Source organism: Microbacterium pseudoresistens, assembly GCF_013409745.1.
In the GTDB taxonomy this organism is placed as follows: domain Bacteria; phylum Actinomycetota; class Actinomycetes; order Actinomycetales; family Microbacteriaceae; genus Microbacterium; species Microbacterium pseudoresistens.
The window spans coordinates 191982-214602 of sequence record NZ_JACCBH010000001.1 but is presented as its reverse complement, the minus strand read 5'-3'; the positions used below and the strand labels follow the sequence as shown (position 1 = coordinate 214602).

The following is a 22621-nucleotide window of genomic DNA, read 5'->3' as shown; positions in this document are numbered from 1 at the left end:
CTGTTGCCGAGCCCCCACGAGAGGAATCACACGCCCATGTCCCGCCGCCGTCTCACCCTCGCTGGCGCCCTCGCGGCGTCTGTCCTGCTCACCGCGCTCACCGGATGCGCCTCCGGATCCGGCGACTCCACCGGCGAGGCCCAGAGCTCCGACGAGGTCGTGCGCATCGGCGTCGTCGGCAAGTCCGACGAGCAGTGGCCGGCCTTCGTCGCGGCCGCCGCCGAAGAGGGCATCACCGTCGAGCTGGTCGACTTCGGGTCGTACGAGCAGCCCAACCCGGCCCTGTCGGAGGGCGAGCTCGACCTCAATCAGTTCCAGCACATCATCTACCTCGCGCAGTACAACGAGGCCTCGGGCGACGACCTCGTGCCGATCGGATCCACGGCGATCTACCCGCTCGGGCTGTATTCGACCAAGTACGACGACGTGAAGGACATCCCCGCCGGGGAGACGGTCGCCGTTCCCGATGACGCGTCGAATCAGGCGCGCGCCCTGCTCGTGCTGCAGTCGGCCGGGCTCATCGAGCTCAAGAGCGGCGGCACGACGCTGTCGGACCTTGCCGACGTCGACACCGAGAAGTCGAAGGTGAAGGTCACCGCACTCGAGGCGGCTCTGCTGCCCACCTCCCTGCCGGACGTGGCCGCATCGATCCTCAACAACGACTTCGTGGAGGCCGCCGGCCTGTCGTTCGACGATGCGATCGCCCAGGACGACCCGAGCGATCCGAACGCCCTGCCCTACGTGAACATCTTCGCCGCCCGTGCGGACGATGCCGACAACGAGACGTATCGCACGCTCGTCGAGATCTTCCAGACGAACGAGGCCGTGCAGGCCGGTCTGCAGAAGTCGTCCGGCGATACGGCCGTGGCGCTGCAGACCCCGGCCGAGGATCTCGTGGCTTCGCTGGAGAAGGTTCAGAAGGACATCGCCGCCAACAACTGATGCAGTAATGCGGGAGAATCGGGCGGTGCGCGAAGCGCCGCCCGATTCCTGCGTCCACCGCCTCCGTCCGTCGCTCACCGGAGAAGAACCATGCCGATCGTCACGCTGACCAACGTCACCAAGGCGTACCCGCCCGCCGACCGCGGCGGCGAAGAGGTCGTGGCGGTCGACGACGTGAGCCTCGACATCGACAAAGGCGACGTCTTCGGCATCATCGGGTACTCCGGTGCGGGCAAATCGACCCTCGTGCGACTGATCAACGCGCTGGAGCCGGCGACCTCCGGCGAGATCGTCGTCGACGGCGTCGACGTCACGCGTCTGCCGGAGAAGAAGCTGCGCGCCGTGCGCGGGGGGATCGGCATGATCTTCCAGCAGTTCAACCTCTTCTCCGCGAAGTCGGTGCGCGCGAACATCGCCTACCCGCTCAAGCTCGCCGGATGGAGCCGAGCCGACACGGATGCGCGCGTCGCCGAACTGCTCGAGTTCGTTGGGCTGTCGGATAAGGCCCGGGCCTTTCCCGAACAGCTCTCCGGCGGTCAGAAGCAGCGCGTCGGCATCGCCCGCGCCCTCGCCACCCGTCCCGCGATCCTCCTCGCCGACGAGGCGACCAGCGCCCTGGATCCGCAGACCACGCACGAGGTGCTCGCGTTGCTGCGCCGGGTCAACGAGGAGCAGGGCGTGACGATCGTCGTCATCACGCACGAGATGGATGTGATCCAGACCCTCGCGACGAGAGTCGCAGTGATGGAGAAGGGGCGCGTGGTCGAGCAGGGAGATGTCTTCGACGTCTTCTCCGCGCCGCAGAACCCGGCGTCGCAGCGCTTCGTCGGCACCGTCATCAAGGGCATCCCGTCTCCGTCCGAGCGCTCGCTGCTGCGCGAGCGGCATCGCGGACGCCTGGTGACCTTCTCGTTCCGCGACGGAGACTCGTCGCAGGCGCAGGTCTTCGTCGATCTCGCTCAGGCCGGGCTCGAGTTCGAGCTCGTCTATGGCGGGATCAACGACATCCGCGGCAAGGCGTTCGGCCACCTCACCCTCGCGATCCGCGGCGACGACGCCGCGATCGACGGGGCCCTGGTGGCCATCGGGGAGCACGCCGCCGTCACGGAGATCGACGTCGAGCCGGAGGAGGTGCGCTGATGGATCGCCTCATCGAACTGCAGCCCGAGTTCTGGGCCGCCGCCGTCGAGACGCTGTACATGACGACGTTCGCGCTCGTCATGGGCGGCGTGCTCGGCACCGTCATCGGGCTGGGGCTCTATGTCACACGCCGTGGCGGACTGCTGCAGAACAAGCCCGTGAACGTCGTGATCGAGTTCATCGTCAACTTCTTCCGGCCCATCCCGTTCGTCATCTTCATCGCCGTGGCGCAGCCCTTCACGCGGGCCGTCGTCGGCACGGGCATCGGCATCAACGCCGGCGCCTTCGCAATCGGACTGGCGGCATCCTTCGCCATCGGCCGCATCGTCGAGCAGCACCTCGTCTCGGTGCCACCGGGTGTCATCGAAGCAGCCAGGGCGATGGGCGCGGGCCCCTGGCGGACCCTGCTCACCGTCGTGCTCCCCGAGGCGCTGGGTCCGCTGATCCTCGGCTACACGTTCATCGTCGTCGCACTCATCGACATGACGGCGATGGCCGGCCTCATCGGCGGCGGGGGCCTCGGCGCCTTCGCCCAGATCTATGGCTTCCGTCAGTTCGAGCCCGTCGTCATGTGGGCCGCGATCGTGCTCATCGTCGTGTTCGTGCATCTCGTGCAGACGCTCGGCACCGGCCTTGCCCGCGTTGTCATGCGCCGCTGATCAGCGCGGGGCGTCCTGCAGCGTGCGGCGAGTGGTGAACTCGCGCCCGCGGCCGCTGAGCGGGTCGGTGAAGCGCAGCTTGCGGGCGAGCAGCTGCAGCGGCCTGGTGAAATCGTCGGGCGTCTCGGGCAGCAGCTTGGGATAGAAGCCGTCGTTGAGGATGCCGGCGTCCAGGGCCGCGAGGTGCACCCGCAGCTGATGCATGCGTCCGGAGTGCGGGCGCAGCAACGTGTGCAGCACGCGCTCGTCGGCGTTCACGAACTCGATGAGCGTCTCGGCGTTGGGCTCGCGGTCATCGTCCACGCGGACGCACACGTTGCCGCGGAGCTTCTCGATGTGGTTGCGGTACACGATCGGGAATGCGCGCCCGGCGAGGGCGGGAGCATCCGCATCCCACCCCTGCGGCAGCGCCGAGACCGCCTCGTAGACCTTCTCGACCTCGCGGCGCTCGAACAGCAGCTGGTACGCGCCGCGCGTGACGGGGCGGGCCGAGAACATCAGTAGGCCGGCCGTGGCGCGATCCAGCCGGTGGATCGGTGTGAGATCGGGGTTGTCGAGCAGGTTCCGCAGGCGCACGAGGGCCGAGTTCTGCAGGTACTTGCCGCCCGGGGTGGTGGGCAGGAAGTGCGGCTTGTCGATCACGACGAGGTCGTCGTCGACATGCAGCACCTCGATGTCGAAGGGGATCTGCTTCTCCGCCGGCGGTTCACGGTAATACCAGACGAACTCGTAGGCCCCCAGCGGTGTCTCGCGGGCCAGCGGCGTGCCGTCGCGGGCGACGATCTCGCCCCGGTCGAAGCGGCGCAGCAGCCGTTCGGGCTCGAGGTGGAAGAAGCGCTCGGCCATGTACGCGGCGATCGTGGGCCACGGCCCCTCCACCGGCACGTGCAGCCGGGTCGCGCCGACCCCGTCGCGGACGGGCAGGGGCGAGCGCATGGCCATCGGATCTCCGGACCGCTCAGGAGTCGAAGCTCAGGCTGAGCTTGCGCAGCAGCGCGGCGAGGCGTTCGCGGTCGCCGCGCGCCAGCGGGGCCAGCAGCTCGGCCTCCGCATCCACCAGGCGCGTGATGGCGGCATCCACCCGCACCCGGCCGTCGTCGGTGAGGGTGACGAGAACGCTGCGCCCATCGCCCGGATCCGACACCCTCCGCACGAATCGGCGCCCCACGAGACGGTCGATGCGGTTGGTCATCGTGCCGCTGGAGACCAGCGTCTGCTGCAGCAGGCTCTTGGGCGAGAGCTGGAACGGATCGCCCGCGCGGCGCAGGGCCGACAGCACGTCCCACTCCCACGGCTCGAGGTCGCTGCGGCGGAACACCTCGCGCCGGGCCCGGTCGAGATGGCGCGAGAGGCGGTCGACGCGGGAGAGCACCTCGAGGGGCGAGAAATCCAGGTCGGCGCGCTGTGTGTTCCAGGCGCCGACGATGCGGTCGACCTCATCGCTCGTGCTCATTCGTCCATCTTCGCGCATGGCAGACTTGATCCGCGGGCCTCGCATGTCGACGGCGCCGTGGTCCGCCGTGGTGTAACGGCAGCACGACAGCCTTTGGAGCTGTGAGGTTCAGGTTCGAATCCTGGCGGCGGAGCATGACCGATAACAATCTCGCGATCATCGTCCTCGCGGCAGGACAGGGCACGCGCATGAAGTCGCGCCTTCCCAAGGTGCTGCATCCGATCGCCGGGCGACCGCTGGTCGGGCACGTGCTCACGACCGCGACGCGTCTGCAGGCCCGGCACATCGAAGTCGTCGTGCGCTACGAGCGCGACCAGGTCGTCGGCGTCATCGCCGCGCAGCACCCCGACGCCGATGTCGTCGACCAGGACGAGATCCCCGGTACGGGTCGCGCGGTCGAGGTGGCGCTCGAGGCCATTCCCGACTTCGACGGCGATGTGCTCATCCTCTCCGGCGACTGCCCGCTGGCCGACGAACAGACGCTGAGTGCCTTCGTCGCCGAGCATCGCGCCACGGGGGCGTCGGCGACGCTGATGACCGCCGTCGTCGACGACCCCACCGGCTACGGCCGCGTGATCCGTGACGACGCAGGCGACGTCGACCGCATCGTGGAGCAGAAGGATGCCACGGTCGACGAGGCCGCCGTCAATGAGATCAACGCGGGCATGTACGTCTTCCGCGCCGCCGCGCTGCGCGAGAACCTCGCGAGGGTCGGCGTCGACAACGCCCAGGGGGAGAAGTACCTCACCGACGTGCCCGGGCTGCTGCGCGGCGCCGGCCAGCGCGTGGGCGCCTCCGTCGTCTCCGACGTCTCCGTCACCTACGGGGTCAACGACCGCGCCCAGCTCGCGGAAGTGGGCCGCCTGCTCAACGCCCGCATCGTGCGCCGCTGGCAGCTCGAGGGCGTGACGATCGTGGATCCCGCCACGACCTGGATCGATGACGAGGCGAAGCTCGCCGCCGACGTCACGCTCCTGCCGAACACGCACATCGTCGGGGCGACGGTGATCGAGTCGGGGGCGGTGATCGGGCCGGACACCTCGCTCGCGGACTGCGAGGTCGGCGCCGACGCCACGGTGCGCCGCACGGATGCGAACCTCGCCGTGATCGGGGCGGGCGCCACGGTCGGCCCGTTCTCGTACCTGCGTCCCGGCACCGTGCTCGGCGCCGAGGGCAAGATCGGCGCATACGTCGAGACGAAGAACGCCGAGATCGGCGAGGGCAGCAAGGTTCCGCACCTGTCGTACGTGGGCGACGCCACGATCGGTCGCGGCGTCAACCTCGGCGCGAGCACGATCACGGCCAACTACGACGACGTGAGCAAGCACCGCACCGAGATCGGCGACGAGGTGCACACAGGTTCGCACACGGTGCTCGTCGCTCCCGTTAAGCTGGGAGCCGGTGCGAAGACAGGTGCCGGCGCCGTCGTCCGCAAGGACGTTCCCGCCGGTGCGCTTGCCATGAGCGTCGCCCCTCAGCGCAACATCGAGGGGTGGGTCGAGAAGAACAGGGCGGGCACGGGTGCCGCAGAGGCGGCGGCCCGGTCACAGACGGCGGAATAGGCGGGTCCGATGGGGCGCAAGAAGAAGATCGAGCTTGATCGCGACAACGGCATCGCGCCAGGGCTTATCGCCAAGACCAAGAAGCGGCTCGTCGTCGCGGGCGGGCGTTCGGTCCCTGACCTCACCCGGCAGGTGGCCGACGTGCTCGGCACCGAGATCGCCCCGGTCGAGCACCGCACCTTCGCGTCGGGCGAGATCTACGCCCGCTTCGAGGTGTCGATCCGCGGCTGCGACCTGTTCATCGTGCAGTCCTTCGGCGAACCGGTCAACGAGTGGCTCATGGAGACGCTCATCATGCTCGATGCCGCCAAGCGCGCCTCCGCCAAGCGGATCACGGTCGTCGCGCCGTACTTCCCCTACTCCCGGCAGGACAAGAAGGGCCGCGGACGCGAGCCGATCAGCGCCCGCCTCGTCGCCGATCTGCTCAAGACCGCCGGGGCCGACCGCGTCATGAGCGTCGATCTGCACGCGGCGCAGATCCAGGGCTTCTTCGACGGGCCCGTCGACCACCTCTTCGCCAAGCCCGTGCTGCTCGAGCACTTCCGGAGCACGCTCACGCCGGAGGATCGTGAGACCTTGACGATTGTCTCCCCCGACATGGGGCGCGTGCGCGTGGCCGATACCTGGTCGGACAGCCTCGGTGCGCCGCTGGCCATCATCCACAAGCGCCGCGATCCCAAGGTCGCCAACCAGGTCTCGGTGCACGAGATCGTGGGCGAGGTCGAGGGCCGCACGTGTCTGCTGGTCGACGACATGATCGACACCGGCGGCACGATCGTCAAGGCCGCTCAGGCGCTCAAGAAGAACGGTGCGCGCCGCGTGATCGTCGCCGCCACGCATGCGATCTTCAGCGATCCCGCCTCCGAGCGCCTGCAGGATGCCGCGATCGACGAGGTCGTCATCACAGACACCATCCCGCTCACCGAGTCGCGCCGCTGGGAGACGCTGACGATCCTGCCGATCGCCCCGCTGCTGGCCGCCGCCATCCGTCAGGTGTTCGAAGACGGCTCGGTCACGAGCATGTTCGGCGGCGACGCGTAGGCGCGACCGCGTGCCGATCGTCTCAGCGACGGCGGCATGTCGAGATCGGGGGATGCACCTCACCTCGGCGAGGATGGGAATACCCTACAGGGGTATCTTGTTGTCGACTCAGACGAGATGTCAGCCCTCGACCTCCAGGAGACGAGTTCCATGAGCCATTCTCCCCACGAGGGTGCGCCGGAGCACCACGTTCATCACGACCGCACCGGGAACGAAGAGCATTCCGGTCACGGCGGTCACCGTCACCACTCGGGTCACGGAGACCATGTCGCACAGTTCCGTCGCCTGTTCTGGATCATGCTGGTGCTGGCCGTTCCCACCGTGGCGCTGTCGGGCATGTTCGCGTCGATCCTCGGCTACACCCTTCCCGATGTCCCGGGCTTGAGAGGGGTGTCTCCGGTTCTGGGGACGGTCATGTACGTGTGGGGAGGACGTCCGTTCCTCGCGGGTGCGGTGAGCGAGCTTCGTGCGCGCAAGCCCGGCATGATGCTGCTGATCGCGCTCGCGATCACCGTCGCCTTCATCGCGTCGTGGGGCGCGACCCTTGGTGTGCTGCATCACGAACTCGACTTCTGGTGGGAGCTCGCGCTGCTGGTGGTCATCATGCTGCTCGGGCACTGGATCGAGATGCGCTCCCTTGCGCGGACCACCTCGGCGCTCGACTCCCTCGCCGCCCTCCTCCCCGATGAAGCCGAGAGACTCGATGGCGACGAGGTCGTCACTGTCTCGCCCTCTGACCTCGTCGTCGGTGATGTCGTCATCGTGCGGCCGGGCGGCAGTGTTCCCGCGGACGGGCGCATCGTCGACGGACGCGCCTCCATGGACGAGTCGATGGTCACCGGCGAGTCCCGCGCGGTCGAACGAGGCACCGGCGATCATGTCACGGCAGGCACGGTCGCGACCGACTCGGGGCTCCGCGTTGAGATCACGGCGATCGGCGATGACACGACGTTGGCGGGCATCCAGCGCCTCGTCACCGAAGCGCAGAGTTCGTCCTCGCGCGCACAGCGCCTCGCGGACACGGCCGCCGGGTGGCTGTTCTGGTTCGCGCTCGGAGCGGCGATCATCACGGCGATCGTGTGGACGCTCGTCGGCTTCCCCGACGCGGCGGTGGTCCGGACGATCACCGTGCTGGTGATCGCTTGCCCGCACGCCCTGGGCCTGGCGATTCCGCTGGTCGTCTCCATCGCCACCGAACGCGCTGCGCGCGCGGGCGTGCTGGTCAAGGATCGCCTGGCGCTGGAGAGCATGCGCGCGGTCGACACCGTGCTCTTCGACAAGACGGGCACGCTGACGAAGGGCGAGCCGGTGGTCTCGGACGTCTCGGCGGTCGACGGTTCTGAGCCGGATCAGGTGCTCGCGCTGGCGGCCGCGGCGGAGGCCGATAGCGAGCATCCGCTGGCGCGCGCGATCGTGCGCGCGGCCGAAGAGAAGCAGCTCGCGATTCCCCGCAGCTCCCGGTTCGCCTCCTCACCCGCGGTGGGTGTCACCGCGACCCTCGACGACAGCGTCGTGCGCGTCGGCGGGCCACACCTGCTCGCGGAGGAGCAGGCGGATGAGCTCCCGGTCGCCTCGGAGTGGCGTTCGGACGGCGCGATCATCCTGCACGTCATCCAGGACGGGCGCGTCATCGGCGCGATGAAGCTCGCCGACGAGGTGCGATCGGAGTCGCGCGAGGCGATCGACGCCCTGCATGAGCGCGGCCTGCAGGTCGTGATGATCACGGGCGACGCGGATGCTGTGGCGCAGGCGGTGGCGCAGGGTCTCGGAATCGATCGCGTCTTCGCCGGGGTTCGTCCCGAAGACAAGGCGGCGAAGGTTCAGGAGCTGCAGCGCGAGGGCAAGAAGGTCGCGATGGTCGGCGATGGCGTCAACGACGCCCCGGCTCTCGCACAGGCCGATGTCGGACTCGCGATCGGAGCGGGAACGGACGTCGCGATCGCCTCGGCGGGTGTGATCCTCGCGGGCGACGACCCGCGGTCGGTGCTCTCCGTGATCGAGCTGTCGCGTGCCGCATACCGGAAGATGAGGCAGAACCTGTGGTGGGCGGCGGGGTACAACCTCCTCTCCGTGCCCCTGGCAGCGGGGGTGCTCGCTCCTCTCGGGTTCATCCTGCCGATGTCGGTGGGCGCCATCCTGATGTCGCTGTCGACGATCGTGGTCGCCCTCAACGCGCAGCTGCTGCGCCGGCTCGACCTCGACCCGGCAACGACGACCCGCGACATCCTGCGCCGCTGAGCTCGGCGCATCCTGCGGCTATGAAGCACGGCGACAGCGGCGTGGATCGGGGCGCGCTCAATCGTCGGAGGACGTGCGGTCGGGGATTGCGTGACCGCCCTGGGAGCTGATCGCCCCTGAGGGCGTCGCCGGTGTCTCGGCGTTGCTGAGCGGGATGCGCACGGTGAACACGGTGTTTCCGGGCGTGCTTTCCACGGCGATGGATCCGCCGTGGCCGTCGACGATCGCCTTCGTGATCGCGAGCCCCAGCCCGGTGCCGCCGGTGGCGCGGGTGCGGGAGCTGTCGCCGCGGGCGAAGCGGGCGAAGAGCGTCTCGCGCACGGCGGGATCGATGCCGGGGCCGTCGTCGCGCACGCGCAGGACGCCGTGTCCTCCGTCCCGGAGGACTTCCACGGCGATGCGGGTGCCCGCGGGAGTGTGGGTGCGGGCGTTGGCGAGCAGGTTCGTGACGACCTGTTGCAGCCGGCCGAGGTCGCCGCGCACATCGACGGACTCCTCCGGGACGTCGAGTTCCCACTCGTGGTCGGGCGCGGTGGGACGGGCGTCCTCGACCCCCTCGACGGCCAGGCGCGAGAGGTCGATGGGGGAGAGCACGAGCTCCCGCCCCTCGTCGAGACGGGCCAGCAGGAGCAGATCCTCCACCAGGTGCGTCATGCGCAGCGACTGCGCCTGGATGCGCTCGAGCGCCGTGTGCGTCGCCTCGGGCAGGTCGGTGTGCCGCAGGGAGAGCTCCGAGTATCCGCGGATGGAGGCGAGGGGTGTGCGCAGCTCGTGGCTGGCATCGGCGACGAAGCGTCGCATCTTCTCCTCGTTGCGCTGGCGGGCGGCGAGGGAGGAGTCGAGGTGGTCGAGCATGGTGTTGACGGCCGCGCCGACCAGGCCCGTCTCGGTGCGCGGATCGGCCTCGGCGGTCGGCACGCGCTCGGTGATCGACACGGCACCCTGGTCGAGGCGCTGGTTGGCGACCCGCGTGGCGGTGGCCGCGACCGACCGGAGCGGGCGAAGGCTCACCCGGATGGTGATGACGGTGGTGATGGCGAGCAGCAGAAGGCCGCCCACGGTGGCCAGGGCGATGACGACGAACAGTTGGGTGATCGTGCGTAGGTTCGACTCGCGGGAGAGCCCGGTCACCACGGCGGTGCCGTTGGACGTCTGGGTGACGGTGATCCGGTACGAGCCGAGGCTGCCGAGTGTCACGGTGGTGGAATTCTCGGAGCGCAGGGCATGGTCGATCTGCAGCAGCTGCGCATCGGTGAGCGGGGTGCTCGAGTTTCCGCTCACGGTGCGGCCGCTGGGTGCGCTGTCGGCAGGCGAGAGCGCCAGCAGCAGGTCGGCGCCCTGCACCTGCGTGCCCTCCAGCACGAACGCGGTGGTCAGGGGGATCCCGTTCTGCGCCGCGAGCTTCTCGCGCTGAGAGACGAGGCTCGTGGTCGTCGTCGCGGTGGTGCGCAGCTGCTCGGCCAGGGCGTTCTCCAGCGCTTGGCTGAGCGCCGCACTGGTGATGATCGCGATGATCACCACGATGAGCGAGACGATGCCCGTGACCGCGCCCATGAGGCGGGTCTGCAACGTGAGCGGCGTGCGCATCTTCGGCGACGGATGCGGCGGGACGGGGTCGGCCATCGCGGGCGGGCTTACTGCGGCGCCTTGATCATGTAGCCGACCCCGCGCACCGTGTGGATGAGCGGCGTGTGGCCTGCGTCGAGCTTCTTGCGCAGGTACGAGATGTACAGCTCGACGACGCTGGATCGCCCGCCGAAGTCGTAGCTCCACACCCGGTCGAGGATCTGCGCCTTGGACAGCACTCGCCGCTCGTTGCGCATGAGGTAGCGGAGCAGTTCGAACTCGGTCGCGGTCAGCTCCACCTCGGTGCCGGCGCGGATGACCTCGTGGCTGTCTTCGTTGAGCGTCAGATCGCCCACCTGCAGGATCGACTCCCCTTCGGCCGTGGCGGCCCCGCCGCTGCGACGGATGACGGCGCGCAGCCGCGCCACGACTTCTTCGAGGCTGAACGGCTTCGTCACGTAGTCGTCGCCGCCCACTGTGAGACCGGCGATGCGGTCGGCCACGGCATCCTTCGCGGTGAGGAAGAGCACGGGGACGAGGTTGCCGGCCTCGCGCAGCCGGCGCAGCACGCCCAGACCGTCGAGGTCGGGCATCATGACGTCGAGGATGATCGCGTCGGGACCGAAGTCGCGCACGACCTGGAGCGCCTCCATGCCCGAGGCCGCGGTGCGCACCTCCCAGCCTTCCATCCGCAGGGCCATGGCCAGGAGATCGGTGAGCATCGGCTCGTCGTCGACGGCCAGGATGCGCAGGGGGGAGCCGTCGGGGCGCCGCAGCTCGGGCAGGGAATGATCGCTCATGACTCCGATCATAGGAATCACCTATGTGATTTCTATGGAGAATGCTATGCGTGGTCTGTGAGCGAGCGACGTGCGCCCACGGCTGCGGTGCGAGCCGCGATCATCCGCTGACGGTCGTCAGTGCGCGTCGACCGCTTCGATCTCGGTGCGATCGCCCGACCACAGGGTGTGGAACGTGCCGTCCTTGTCGACGCGCTTGTAGGTGTGCGCGCCGAAGAAGTCGCGCTGCCCCTGCACGAGGGCGGCGGGGAGGCGGTCGGCGCGGATGCCGTCGTAGTACGACAGCGACGAGCCGAAGGCGGGGGAGGGGATGCCTGCCTCCGCGGCGGCGACGACGACGCGGCGCCACGCGGCCTGGCCGCGGCCGAGCGCTTCGGCGAAGTACGGCGCGGCCATGAGCAGCGGCAGATCCGGCGTCTCGGCGTAGGCGTCGGCGATGCGGTTGAGGAACTGCGCGCGGATGATGCATCCGCCGCGCCAGATCTTGCTGATCGCGCCGAGGTCGATGTTCCAGCCGTATTCGGTGGCGCCCGCACGGATCTCGTCGAAGCCCTGCGAGTAGGCGACGATCTTGGAGGCGTACAGCGCCAGGCGCACGTCTTCGATGAACGCGTCGACATCACCGGCGGCCACCGCGAAGCCCTCGTCGGGGCCGGGCAGGTCGGCTGCCGCTTCGCGCTGCTCGGGGTGCGACGACAGCGAGCGGGCGAAGGTCGCCTCGGCGATGCCCGAGACGGGAACGCCCAGCGAGAGCGCGGTCTGCACGGTCCACGCGCCGGTGCCCTTGGCGCCGGCCTGGTCGAGGATCACGTCGACCAGGGGCAGGCCGGTCTCCGCATCGTTCTGGCGCAGCACCTCGGCCGTGATCTCGATGAGGTACGACTCCAGCTCGCCCTGGTTCCACTCGGCGAACACGTCGGCGATCTCGGCGGGGCTCTTGCCCGTGCCGCGACGGATGAGGTCGTAGGCCTCGGCGATGAGCTGCATGTCGGCGTACTCGATGCCGTTGTGCACCATCTTCACGAAGTGCCCGGCGCCGTCGTGGCCCACGTGCGTCACGCACGGCTCGCCTTCGGCGACCGCGGCGATGGAGCGCAGGATCGGTCCGAGCGTGACCCACGACTCGTCCGACCCACCCGGCATGATCGAGGGGCCGTTCAGCGCGCCCTCCTCGCCGCCGGAGATGCCGGCGCCGACGAAGTTGATCCCGCTCTCGCGCACCGCCTTCTCGCGGCGGATCGTGTCGGGGAAATAGGCGTTGCCGCCGTCGACGATGATGTCTCCTGGCTCGAAAACCTCGACGAGCGAGTCGATCACGGCATCCGTGGGGGCACCGGCCTTGACCATGATGATCGCCGTGCGCGGCGTGGTCAGCGAATCGGCGAACTCACGATAGCCGAAGGCCGGCACGAATCCCGCCTCGGGGTGCTCGGCGATCAGCTCATCGGTCTTCTCGCGGCTCCGGTTGTACACGGCGACGGTGTTGCCTTCGCGGCTGGCGAGGTTTCGTGCGAGATTCGATCCCATCACGGCGAGTCCGACGACTCCGATGTTCGCTGAAGCTGTGGGCACGGTCTGATCTCCTCGAAGTGGCGGGGTGTCGTCCCAGAGTATCGCTGAGCGAAGGCGGACCGAGACGCCGGGCGGTTGGTCGAGCGCGGGCGCGTGCGCTGTACACCCCGGTGGCGACCCCGGATGCGCCCGTGCGGGCCGTCCGGATTGGATTGTGAAGCCGTGGTGACCCCCGTCCGTACCTTGCCCTTGGAGACCCATGCCCCATCGAAATCGCACCGCTCGCGTGTTCGCAACCCTCCTGCTCACCGTGCTGGGTGGTGCGGCACTGACCGCACCGGCAGCCTCGGCCGACACCATCCGCAGTCACGTCGTGATCAACGAGATCTTCGCGAACCCGGCCACGGGAACGGAGTGGGTCGAGGTCTACGACCCCACGACGGGGGCCATCGGGGCCACGATCTGCGAGATCACCGACGACGACGGCAACAGCACCTCGGCGGGATGCGGCAACATGGTCGCCGACTTCGCGCTGCGCTGGGTCGATCCGCCTTTCCTCGACGACGGCGGCGAGACGATCACCCTGCACAACACCGGCGGCGGAGTCGACGTCGTCACCTACCCCGCTCTGGCGCCGGGGCAGAGCTACGCGCGCGTGCACGACGGCAGCACGGAGTGGGAGATCCGCTCCGGCTCGGACGTCACCCCGAACGCCAGCAATGGGGCACCGCCGCCGCCCGATTCCGATGCGCCGGTCGTGACGGTCCTCACCCCGTCGACGGGCACCACGCATCCCGCGCCTCTGGTGCTCAGCGCCAGCGCGAGCGACGCCGGCAGCGGCGTGGTCGCCATTCAGATCTTCGCGCGAGCGGGCTCGTCGATCGGCCCGTACGGGTATCTCACGCGGCGCGACAACGGCGCTGATGTCGAGCCCTTCGACACCGTCATCACCTTCCCTCCCGACATCGTCGGACAGCTGGATCTGTGCGTCACCGCCATAGACCGGGAGGGCAACGGCGTCTCCGGCACCGCACCACTGCGCGGCTGTCCCGACACCGCCGTGGCCATCGACGATGTGACCGTGGAGGAACTGGATCCCGCACCGGTCGATGACGCCTATGCGCAGATCAACGGCATCGGGGTGGCGGACTGGATGATCACCGGCGACGTCCAGACGCTCGACGTGTGCACCCTGACGTTCGAGACGTTCAACATCGGCGACTCGAACGCGTTCGTCGACATCGCCGGCTACGGCTCGGGCGCCTTCACGCCCCTCGTCACCGGACAGCAGCTCAACAGCGACAACGATGCCGTCGGCTCCAACGGCACCTGGACATTCGACCTGCGCGATCACAGTGCGCTGGCACCGCCGAGCTCCATGGGATATCAGGTGGCCGTGGAGATCGAGCGCGTCGATGCCGCGGGCACGCGAAGCCCGTGGGGTGCGGTGGACTTCGCGATGCCGGAGAAGTGCGTGAGTGTGACGCCGGACCCCGATCCGGATCCCGATCCCGATCCCGATCCTGCTCCCGATCCGGATCCTGCTCCCGACCCGGATCCTGCCCCCTCGGTTCCCGGTGGGCCGGACGGATTGGACGGCCTGCCGGCCACCGGCGGCCCGGCGGCGACCGCCGAGGCCGTGCTGGGAGCGGCACTGATCGGGCTCGGCGGACTGCTCCTGCGTCGACGCAGGGCGCGGGTGGGCGAGTGACGTCGCGGGCGGCGTCCGGCCCGATCCGCGACGCCGCCCGGCGCATCCCGGGCCAATGGTGACCGCGCCGTCGGACACTCTGCGCCGCGCGGTTCCGTCACTCTAAGCTGGCGGAATGGCGGCGACGGAGTTGATCGGCCGGGCGGTGGAGAGGGCCGCAATCGCGCAGGCGCTCGAGGCGGCCGCCGACGGCTCGGCACGCACGATCGTCGTGCGCGGCCCGGCCGGCATCGGCAAGACCGCGCTGCTGGATGCCGTCGCCGACGACGCGCGCGACCGCTTCCGTGTCGTGCGCGCCGCCGGCCACCCCGCCGAGACCGAGCTGCCAGGAGCAGGCATCGATGGACTGCTTCGCGCGCTCGACGGCCCTCTGCCCGAGGAAGACGACCCGTTGCGGATGGCGATCCGGCTGCTGGAATCGCTGGCCGCGGCGGCAGAGAGCCGGCCGGTGCTCGTGCTCGTCGACGATGTGCACTGGCTCGACGCGCCGAGCAGGCGCGCCCTCGTGTTCGCCTGCCGTCGGCTCGATGCCGATGCCGTGTGCCTGGTGCTGTCGGTCAGACCGGGCGACGCCGACGAGTACGTGCGCGAACTCGGCACGACGCTGACGCTGGAGCCGTTCACCGACGAGGAGGCCGCCGCACTGCTGAGCCGGGTCGCCCCGGACGCGTCGGGACAGGTGATCGCGCGCATCGCCGAACAGTCGGCCGGGCTCCCCCTGGCGCTCTCTGAGATTCCGGTCGAGCTCAGCACCCGTCAGCGACGGGGCGCCGACCCGCTGCCGGAGGATCTGCCGCTCGGTGAATCCCTGGAGGGTCTGTTCGCGCAGCGCCTCGCCGCTCTCGCGCCGCGGGAGAGGATAGCCCTGCTGGCGCTGAGCTTCGACAGCGTCGACGAACAGGAACGCTCGACACTCCTGTCCGCGGTGGGATGCGACCACGGCGATCTGGACGCGCCCGAGCGGATGGGACTGATCCGGCTCGACGCGAATGCGCAGCACTTCCGGCATCCGGTGATCCCCGCAGCGATGCGACGTGCGGCGTATCGCGCCGAGCGGGATCGGGTGCATCGTGCGCTTGCCGATCTCCACGCCGACGACCCGCTGCGTTATGCCTTCCACCTCAGCCGCTGCACCGAGGCGTCCGTGACCGAACTGCGCATTGCGTGGGCGGCGGCGGCCGAGTACGCCGAGCGTCATCACGCACATGCCGATGCCGGCATGTACCGGGAGCATTTGGCGCAGACGGACGATGGCGCCGGGCGGTGGCAGCACCTCCTGCTGGCCGCCGATGGCTACCTGCGGGCGGGGTCCGCCCCGAAGGCGGAGCGGATCATCGAACGACTGGAGGAGGAGGCGCGCACCGACGGCGCTCGGGTGGCAGCCGCCGTCCGCCGCGCCGTCCTCGATCTGTGGCTGCATTCCGTCATGTCTGAAGACATCGACCGTCTGCGCGCGCTGTGCGCACGCGTACGTGCGGAGGGCGAGGCGGCCGAGCGGGAATCGGCGGCACGCCTGCTCGAGATCCTCACCTCGGCGGCGCTCGCCTCCGGCCGCTACCGCGAGGCTCACGAGTTGGGCACTGATCTTCGCGCCGGCAGTTCCTCGCTTGAGCAGCGGCTGCTCGCGGATGCTGCCGCGACGATGATCGCCGCACCCGGCGCGGGTGCCGTGCTCCGCTCGGACTGGGTCGACGCCTTCGCATGGGACCGGGTGCACGAGCTCGGCGCGTCGATGGGATTCATCTCGGTCGTGCTCAACTGGCTCGGCGAACACGCGCAGGTGCGGCGCATCCTGGATCGATGTCTGAGGGTGATCGACGAGTCCGGCCCGACGGCGACCGGGCTCTCGGTCCTGCGGACGCTGGCATGGTACCTGCCCCAGTCCACGGGGCACTGGCAACGCGTGGTGCCCGAGTTCGCCACTCTGGAGCGCACCCTGCGCGACACGGATCTCGACGCACCGCTGCCGTTCTTCCTCCTGCGCTACGCGCAATTGCGTGCCATCCAGGGCGAAGAGGAGGAGTGCGAGGCGGTCCGTGCGCGGGCGCGGGTGAACGCGCGGGTCTGGATGGACGGACTGGAGCACCTGGACCGCGCCGTGCGGGCGACGCAGTCTCTGATGGCCCGTGACTTCGAGGGAGCGCTCGAGCATCGGGCGCGGATGCGAGAGATCGAGCAGAGTTCGGGTTCGGTGGTCTCCGGATTCCTCTCCACGCTCCCCGACGCCGTCGAGGCGGCGTGGCACCTGGGCCGGGCGCACATCCTCGACGATGAGCTGGGCGAGTACGAGCACGCGGCTGAGGCGCTGGATCACGCGGGGATGCGGGGCATGGCTCGACGCTGTCGCGCCGTCTCGGCGCAGGAGCAGGAGAGCGCCGATGCCTTGTTCGCCGAGGCCGTCGCGATCCTCACGCACATCGGGGACGAGTTCGAGACGGCACGGACGCGGTTGCTGTGGGGGCAACGGCTGCGCCGCGCCCGGCGCAAGTCCGATGCGTACGAGCAGTTGAACCTCGCTGAGGAGGTGTTCACCCGGCTCGGATGCGCGCCACTGTGCGACGTCGTGCGTTCTGAGTTGGCGGCGTGCGGAGCACGCCGGGCGGCGGTCCCCGAGACGGCGCCCCCTGTCGTCGCAACCCTCACACCCCGTGAGTTCGAGGTCGCGAAAGAGGTGTCCACCGGGGCGACCAACGCGGAGGCCGCGCGAAGGCTGTTCATCTCCGAACGCACCGTGGAGTTCCACCTCTCGAAGGTGTTCCGCAAACTCGAGATCTCGGGCCGTGACGACCTCGCCTCCGCGCTGGAGGGGTGAGGTCAGTCGCCCAGCGCGAGCGCCGCGGACATCGCCAGGGCGATCGCCTTGTCGGCCTCAGCGCGCCGGTCACCTCCGGCCGCGACCGAGACCAGCACCGCGGCCACCTCCTTCTGGACCACCGCCGTACGACCGCCCCGGAACCGCAACGGGCCCAGCGCGCCGTCGTAGACGAGCACCTCGGGATCCCCGGCGACGGTTTCCACGGGCGCCATGTCGCGGAACGTCTCGGCGATGAGCGCCTCACCCGGTCCGAACACGACGCCGACCTCGTTCTCGTCGCCACTCCACGTGCACTCCACGGTGGCGTTGGGCCAGCGCACGGGCTTGCCGGCGGGAGCACCGGAGGGGAAGACCGAGCCGAGCTGAAGGGGATCGATCACCGAGCAGGCATCGGCGACCGCGGGAGTGGACAGGCCCAGTTCGACACCGCACTCGTCCTGCAGGTGCAGCCCGACGATCTCCGCCTGACCGGGAACGAGCAGCACCAGGGCGAAGGCCTCCGGATCATCCTGCGGCAGCACCGTGCGCAGATCGTCCGCTGAGGTGATCGTCTTGCCCTCCAGCGCCTCATCGAGCATGGTGAAGAGCTGGCCCACCCGCCCCCACGCCTCGGCGATCTCGTCCGGGGGTTCGACCTCGTCGAACAGCGCCACCGCATCCGCGACCCGCTGCGGAACCGCCGAAGGGTCGGCGACCTCGTTCAGGTTCGCCGTGGTGATGAGCTTCGCCACCTCGTCCGCATGCGCGCAGAGACCGTCGGCAACCGATGCCGGGGTGTTCGGGGGTTCCTCCGATGCCGGACCCGCCGCATCCGGCGCGGCAGGGGTCGCGCATGCGGCTAGGGCCGCCGAGAGTGCAGCGGCGATGCCGATCCCGGCTAAGCGGCGTCTGCGGAGAAGAGTCCCGGTCATGGGCTCGACGGTAGGCGGCGCTGCCGACCGAGGCATCCGTACACGGCACCAGGGTGTGTCCGGCCGGAACGGTCGCCGAGTTCGCGGTGGGGCACACCCCCGTGGCGGGCACGGATGCCGTTCCGCATTTCGGATCGCACAGTGGGGACATGGGCTTCTTCGACAAGATCACGCACATGTTCGATGACGGCGGCATCGACGTCATGCTCGAGGCGCCGAAGACCTTCCGCTGGAGCGACCCGTCCATCGCTGTCGCAGTGACGATCACCAACGGTGCCGACGAGCAGCGCCGCGTCGAGGAAGTGCGCATCCAGCTCGCCGAGGACGACCGGGAGAACCCGGTGAGCACTCAGAAGGTCCGCGGCCGCTACGAGGGTCTCAACGTGTTCTATCGTGAGCCATGCACGATCGAGCCGGGGCAGTCGCGCACCCTCCGCATCGATGTCGCGTTGAACGCGACCGAGGCGCTGGATCAGCTCGGTGCAGAGGTGCCGGGATGGATGCGCGGTCTGGGCAAGGCCGCGGGGATCCTGTCCGCCATGAATGACGAGCACGAGTGGTACCTGCTGCGGGCGATTCCCTCCATCGAGGGCTTCTCCGCGCGCGAGATCGGCGTCCGCCGCATCCGCAATCTTCAGGCGGGGGAGTTCGACGTCGGCGGCGTGCAAGTCGAAATGCACTGACGGGTGAGCCGAGCCCGCCCACGCCTCGTCAGAAGCCGGTCGGACTCACGACGAGCTCGTCGACGGTGATGTGCGCGGGGAGATCGAGCACGCACTGCACGGTGCTCGCGACATCGTCGGGGGTCAGCATCCGCGCACGCTCCGCCTCGCCCGGCTCCTCCGGCCGCAGCCGCAGGAACTCGCTGTCGATGTCGCCCGGCAGCAGCAGGGTGGCACGGATGCCCGCGCGCCCCTCCTGGCCGTTGAGCGTCTCGGTGAGCGCCTTCAGGCCGCGCTTGCTCGCCGTGTAGGCGACGCCCGCGCCGGGTGAGAGGCGCCATGCCGAGATCGACGACACGACGACGATCGTTCCGCCGCCGCTCTCGCGCATCCCGGGCAGCACGAGGTCGACGGCGCGGGCCGCGGCGGTGAGGTTGGTCTCGACGATCGCGGCGAACTCGGTGATCGACTGATCCGCCCAGGTGCGCTGAGGGGTGTTGACTCCGGCGGCGAGCACCAGGTCGTCGACGGCGCCGAGCTCTGCGGCGACGCGCGAGTGCGCGGCGGCGAGCGCCTCCGGGTCGCGCACGTCGAGGGGCACGATCAGCGGCGCCTCGCCGCCCGCCGCGACGATCTGCGCGGACGTCTCCTCGAGCGCCTCGGTGCGACGGCCGCTGATGGCGACCGCCCGCCCGCTCGCGGCGGCGCGGACGGCGACGGCGCGGCCCGTGCCGCTGCCTCCGCCCGTGATCCAGGCGACGCGGCGCGGTGATCTGTTCGTGGTCATCTCAGGCGCTCGCGGGGTAGCGGATCTCGGCGGCGTGCACGCGGGAGGCCGCCTCGGTCAGCACCCGGCCGAGATCGCCCGACGCGGGGCTGAAGGTCTTGCCGTCGATGGCCAGCGGCGCGCCGAACACGACGACGGGCGCTCCCGCCTCGGGGCAGCGGATGGCCTCGTCGATCGTGAGGCCGCCGACGGCCTGCACGGGCACGGAGGTGGCGGCGACGATGTCGGTGAGCTCGCTGAGCGGGCTCAGGCCGAGTTCCGGATGCATGTTGCGGTGGTCGTAGCCGATGTGGTGGATGAGCATCCCCACGCCCAGCCCCTCCAGGCGCCGGCAGGCCGCCACCCGGTCGGGCTCCGCGAGGTCGTCGCCCATCACGAGCATCCCGAAGCGCTCGCCGGCGTTGACGACGGCTTCGATGGTCGCATCGTGCGCGCGCGCCATGACGAGCACGGCATCCGCGCCCGCATCGCCCATCATCTCGGCCTCGAGGTATCCGCCGTCCATGGTCTTCAGATCGACGACGATCGGGTTGTCGGGGAACTCCTTGCGCAGGGCGCGCACGGCGTGCAGGCCCTCGGCCAGCACGAGGGGCGTGCCCACCTCGATCCAGTCCACGCCGGATTCCACGGCGACCGCCGCGGTGCGCAGCGCCTCGTCGTTGTTGGTCAGATCGAGCGAGATCTGCACGAGCGGGCGGGTGAGGTTCTCACGGGTGAGGTGTCGGATGGTCGTGGACATGGGTGCTCCCGGGGATGAGGGTCGCGGTTCAGCGTGCGACGACGTTGGTGAGGGCGCGGCCCTCGAGGAGGGCGCGGAGGTTGTCGGCGATCAGGTCGTCGGCGCCGATGGGGCGTCCGCCCGCGGCGTGCGGGGTGATGATGGCGCGGGGAAGATCCCATAGCTCGGACGACGCGGGCAACGGCTCGACGGAGGTGACATCCAGCGCGGCACCGCCGAGCGACCCGCGGCGCAGTGCATCGGCGAGCGCGGGCTCGTCGATCGTTGTGCCGCGCCCGACGTTGACGACCCATGCGCGCCGTGGCAGCAGCGCGATCCGCTCCGCGGTGAGGATCCCCGCGGTCTCAGGGGTGCCGGGGAGGATCATGATCAGCACGTCGGTTCCTGGTAGGGCGTCGTCGACATCGGACTCGGCGATGACCGGATACCCGCCCCGCTCGCCGGCGCTTCGGGCGACGCCGGTGACGTGCGCGCCGAGCGCGGTGAGATGCGGGGCCAGCGTGTGCGCGATGGAGCCGAATCCCCAGATCAGCACGTGGGCGCCGCGCAGCGTGGTGAAGCGGTCGGGATCGTGGATCGGCTGCGCACCGCCGAGCTCGCCCGCCCAGCGGTGCCCGATCTGTGCGCGCGTGGTGGTGTGCAGGCTTCGCGCTGCGGCGAGGGTGAGGGCGAGCGCGTGCTCGCTCACGGTGAGATCGTGCAGCGAGCGGCCCGACGTGATGACCGCGTTCGGGGTGAAGCCGGCGGCCAGCACCTGATCGGAACCTGCCGAGAGCGTCTGGATCCAGCGCAGCCGGGTGAGGGCGGCGGCGGCCTGCTCCAGCGGTCCGGTCGGGTTCGCCCAGGTGACGAGCACCTCGGCGTCGTGGTGTTCGGCCGGAACGGCGGCGTCGACGTCGTACTCGATGAATTCGACGCCCTCGATCGGAGTGATGTCGAACGCGAGAGTCGAGGGCAGCAGAACCTTCATTCGCCCTCCTCGGGGAATGGCAGGCCGGCGTCGGCGCCGAGCGCGCGGAGCTCATCGACCGTGGCGGCGGCCAGCGGGATGCCGGTCTCGGCCCGGGTGCGGCTGGTGCGCTCCTCCGGCTCGCCCGGCACGAGCACCTCGCTGAAGCCGGGGGCGGGGGAGACGCTGTGCGCCTCCGCGCTGAGCGCATCCATCCGCGCCGTGAAGTCGTCGAACGGGATGAAGCGGGTCGGGTCCATCGCGATCATGAAGTGGCCGACGTCCTGCGGGCGTGAGAAGTCGTTGTACATGTTGCCGATGCCGTGGGTGATGGCCGCGCCGGTGAGCACGCCGCCGAGGATCTCCACGAGGAAGCCGAGCGCGTAGCCCTTGGGGCCGCCGGCGGGCACCAGCGCGGTGATCTCGTGAGGATCGGTGGTGGGGTTGCCGCCGGCGTCGACGCCCCAGTCCGCGGGGACCTGGCGACCCTCGGCCTGGGCGACCATCACCTTGCCCATGGCCGACGTGCTCGTGGCCATGTCGAGGCTGATCGGGGTGGTGCTGGTCGGGGCGGCGAACGCGAACGGGTTCGTGCCGAACAGGGGGGCGCGGCCGCCGAAGGGCACGACGATGGGTTCGGAGTTGGAGACGACGATCGCGACGAGGCCGTCGTCGGCAAGGGCGCGCGCGTAGTACCCCGCCGCCCCGAAATGGGTGCTGCCGTGGATCGCGACGGCGGCGATGCCGTGCTCGCGGGCCGCATCGCGGGCGGCGGTCACCGCCAGCCGCGCGGCGATCTGCCCCGCGGCGCCGTTCGCATCGACGCTCAGTGCGGCACCCGTGCCTTTCAGCACGGGCTCGGCGGTCGCGCTGGTGAGGCCGGCGTCGAGCCGCGCGCGATACGCGCCGAGACGGATGACCCCGTGGGAGTCGACGCCGCGCAGGTTCGCGTCGACGAGGGTATCGGCGAGGTACTCCGCGTCGACGGGTGAATAGTTCCAGCGTGTGAGCAGGTCGGTGACCCACTGCTGAAGGCGGTGTGCGGCGATGGGCATTCCGGAATCCTTTCGGCGACGATGCCAGTGCGTCTACTGATCTTATAGGTAAGATTTATTCGACGTGGACGTTCTGTCC

General features: G+C 69.8%; 19 protein-coding genes and 1 tRNA gene. 10 read left to right on the top strand and 10 right to left on the bottom strand.

Going from position 1 to position 22621, the window contains the following annotated elements; translation table 11 throughout:
- The first annotated feature begins 36 nt into the window (after positions 1-36).
- The 3 genes from BKA02_RS01055 to BKA02_RS01045 all read left to right on the top strand — a co-directional run bounded on the left by BKA02_RS01055 (position 37) and on the right by BKA02_RS01045 (position 2741).
- On the top strand, positions 37-942 hold the full coding sequence (locus BKA02_RS01055; protein WP_179430479.1) for a MetQ/NlpA family ABC transporter substrate-binding protein: 906 nt from the start codon (positions 37-39) through the stop codon (positions 940-942).
- 90 nt (positions 943-1032) lie between these two features.
- On the top strand, positions 1033-2082 hold the full coding sequence (locus BKA02_RS01050) for a methionine ABC transporter ATP-binding protein (protein WP_179430477.1): 1050 nt from the start codon (positions 1033-1035) through the stop codon (positions 2080-2082).
- Complete coding sequence (locus BKA02_RS01045; protein WP_179430475.1) at positions 2082-2741, top strand: methionine ABC transporter permease; 660 nt, start codon at positions 2082-2084, stop codon at positions 2739-2741. Before BKA02_RS01050 ends, BKA02_RS01045 begins: the two co-directional genes overlap by 1 nt.
- Here the strand turns inward: BKA02_RS01045 and BKA02_RS01040 are convergent, their stop codons facing one another.
- Entirely contained in the window at positions 2742-3677 is a 936-nt protein-coding gene (locus BKA02_RS01040) for a pseudouridine synthase (RefSeq protein ID WP_218844634.1), read from the bottom strand.
- A 22-nt stretch (positions 3678-3699) separates the two neighbouring features.
- The gene (locus BKA02_RS01035) at positions 3700-4194 is read right to left on the bottom strand and encodes a MarR family winged helix-turn-helix transcriptional regulator (protein WP_179430471.1); all 495 of its coding nucleotides are present in this window, start codon (positions 4192-4194) and stop codon (positions 3700-3702) included.
- 61 nt (positions 4195-4255) lie between these two features.
- Here BKA02_RS01035 and BKA02_RS01030 point away from each other — a divergent pair.
- The 4 genes from BKA02_RS01030 (at position 4256) to BKA02_RS01015 (ending at position 9035) form a co-directional block, all read left to right on the top strand.
- Positions 4256-4327 (top strand) — tRNA-Gln (locus BKA02_RS01030).
- A 1-nt stretch (position 4328) separates the two neighbouring features.
- Complete coding sequence (glmU, locus tag BKA02_RS01025; RefSeq protein ID WP_179430469.1) at positions 4329-5756, top strand: bifunctional UDP-N-acetylglucosamine diphosphorylase/glucosamine-1-phosphate N-acetyltransferase GlmU; 1428 nt, start codon at positions 4329-4331, stop codon at positions 5754-5756.
- Positions 5757-5765: 9 nt separating this feature from the next.
- A complete protein-coding gene (locus BKA02_RS01020; protein WP_179430467.1) occupies positions 5766-6797 on the top strand; it encodes a ribose-phosphate diphosphokinase in 1032 nt (343 codons plus the stop codon).
- Between the two features lie 150 nt (positions 6798-6947).
- Complete coding sequence (locus BKA02_RS01015; RefSeq protein WP_246285950.1) at positions 6948-9035, top strand: heavy metal translocating P-type ATPase; 2088 nt, start codon at positions 6948-6950, stop codon at positions 9033-9035.
- 57 nt (positions 9036-9092) lie between these two features.
- On the opposite strand, the gene BKA02_RS01010 is transcribed toward BKA02_RS01015, so the two are convergent.
- From BKA02_RS01010 to gndA, 3 genes are all read right to left on the bottom strand, one after another.
- Positions 9093-10658 carry a sensor histidine kinase gene (locus BKA02_RS01010; protein ID WP_179430463.1) on the bottom strand — a complete coding sequence of 522 codons (1566 nt, stop codon included), beginning with the start codon at positions 10656-10658 and terminating at the stop codon, positions 9093-9095.
- A gap of 11 nt (positions 10659-10669) precedes the next feature.
- A complete protein-coding gene (locus BKA02_RS01005; protein WP_246285949.1) occupies positions 10670-11401 on the bottom strand; it encodes a response regulator transcription factor in 732 nt (243 codons plus the stop codon).
- Between the two features lie 117 nt (positions 11402-11518).
- Complete coding sequence (gene gndA / locus BKA02_RS01000; RefSeq protein WP_179430459.1) at positions 11519-12973, bottom strand: NADP-dependent phosphogluconate dehydrogenase; 1455 nt, start codon at positions 12971-12973, stop codon at positions 11519-11521.
- 226 nt (positions 12974-13199) lie between these two features.
- Between gndA and BKA02_RS00995 the strand changes: the two genes are divergently transcribed.
- Positions 13200-14624, top strand: coding sequence for an LPXTG cell wall anchor domain-containing protein (locus BKA02_RS00995; protein WP_179430457.1), 1425 nt, complete (start codon positions 13200-13202; stop codon positions 14622-14624).
- Positions 14625-14739: 115 nt separating this feature from the next.
- Positions 14740-17436 (top strand): helix-turn-helix transcriptional regulator, encoded by a 2697-nt coding sequence (locus BKA02_RS00990; protein ID WP_179430455.1) that lies wholly within the window; start codon positions 14740-14742, stop codon positions 17434-17436.
- Positions 17437-17438: 2 nt separating this feature from the next.
- Here BKA02_RS00990 and BKA02_RS00985 read toward each other — a convergent pair whose 3' ends face one another.
- Positions 17439-18350, bottom strand: a complete 912-nt coding sequence (locus tag BKA02_RS00985; RefSeq protein ID WP_179430453.1) for a hypothetical protein — start codon at positions 18348-18350, stop codon at positions 17439-17441.
- Positions 18351-18403: 53 nt separating this feature from the next.
- On the opposite strand from BKA02_RS00985, the gene BKA02_RS00980 reads away from it, so the two are divergent.
- Positions 18404-19033 carry a hypothetical protein gene (locus BKA02_RS00980; protein WP_179430451.1) on the top strand — a complete coding sequence of 210 codons (630 nt, stop codon included), beginning with the start codon at positions 18404-18406 and terminating at the stop codon, positions 19031-19033.
- A 28-nt stretch (positions 19034-19061) separates the two neighbouring features.
- On the opposite strand, the gene BKA02_RS00975 is transcribed toward BKA02_RS00980, so the two are convergent.
- The 4 genes from BKA02_RS00975 to BKA02_RS00960 are packed head-to-tail and all read right to left on the bottom strand — an operon-like array spanning position 19062 to position 22542.
- Complete coding sequence (locus tag BKA02_RS00975) at positions 19062-19799, bottom strand: SDR family oxidoreductase (RefSeq protein ID WP_179430449.1); 738 nt, start codon at positions 19797-19799, stop codon at positions 19062-19064.
- A gap of 1 nt (position 19800) precedes the next feature.
- A complete protein-coding gene (locus BKA02_RS00970; RefSeq protein ID WP_179430447.1) occupies positions 19801-20538 on the bottom strand; it encodes an orotidine 5'-phosphate decarboxylase / HUMPS family protein in 738 nt (245 codons plus the stop codon).
- Between the two features lie 28 nt (positions 20539-20566).
- Positions 20567-21508 (bottom strand): phosphoglycerate dehydrogenase, encoded by a 942-nt coding sequence (locus BKA02_RS00965; protein WP_179430445.1) that lies wholly within the window; start codon positions 21506-21508, stop codon positions 20567-20569.
- Complete coding sequence (locus BKA02_RS00960; protein WP_179430443.1) at positions 21505-22542, bottom strand: Ldh family oxidoreductase; 1038 nt, start codon at positions 22540-22542, stop codon at positions 21505-21507. Before BKA02_RS00960 ends, BKA02_RS00965 begins: the two co-directional genes overlap by 4 nt.
- Positions 22543-22621 lie beyond the last annotated feature (79 nt).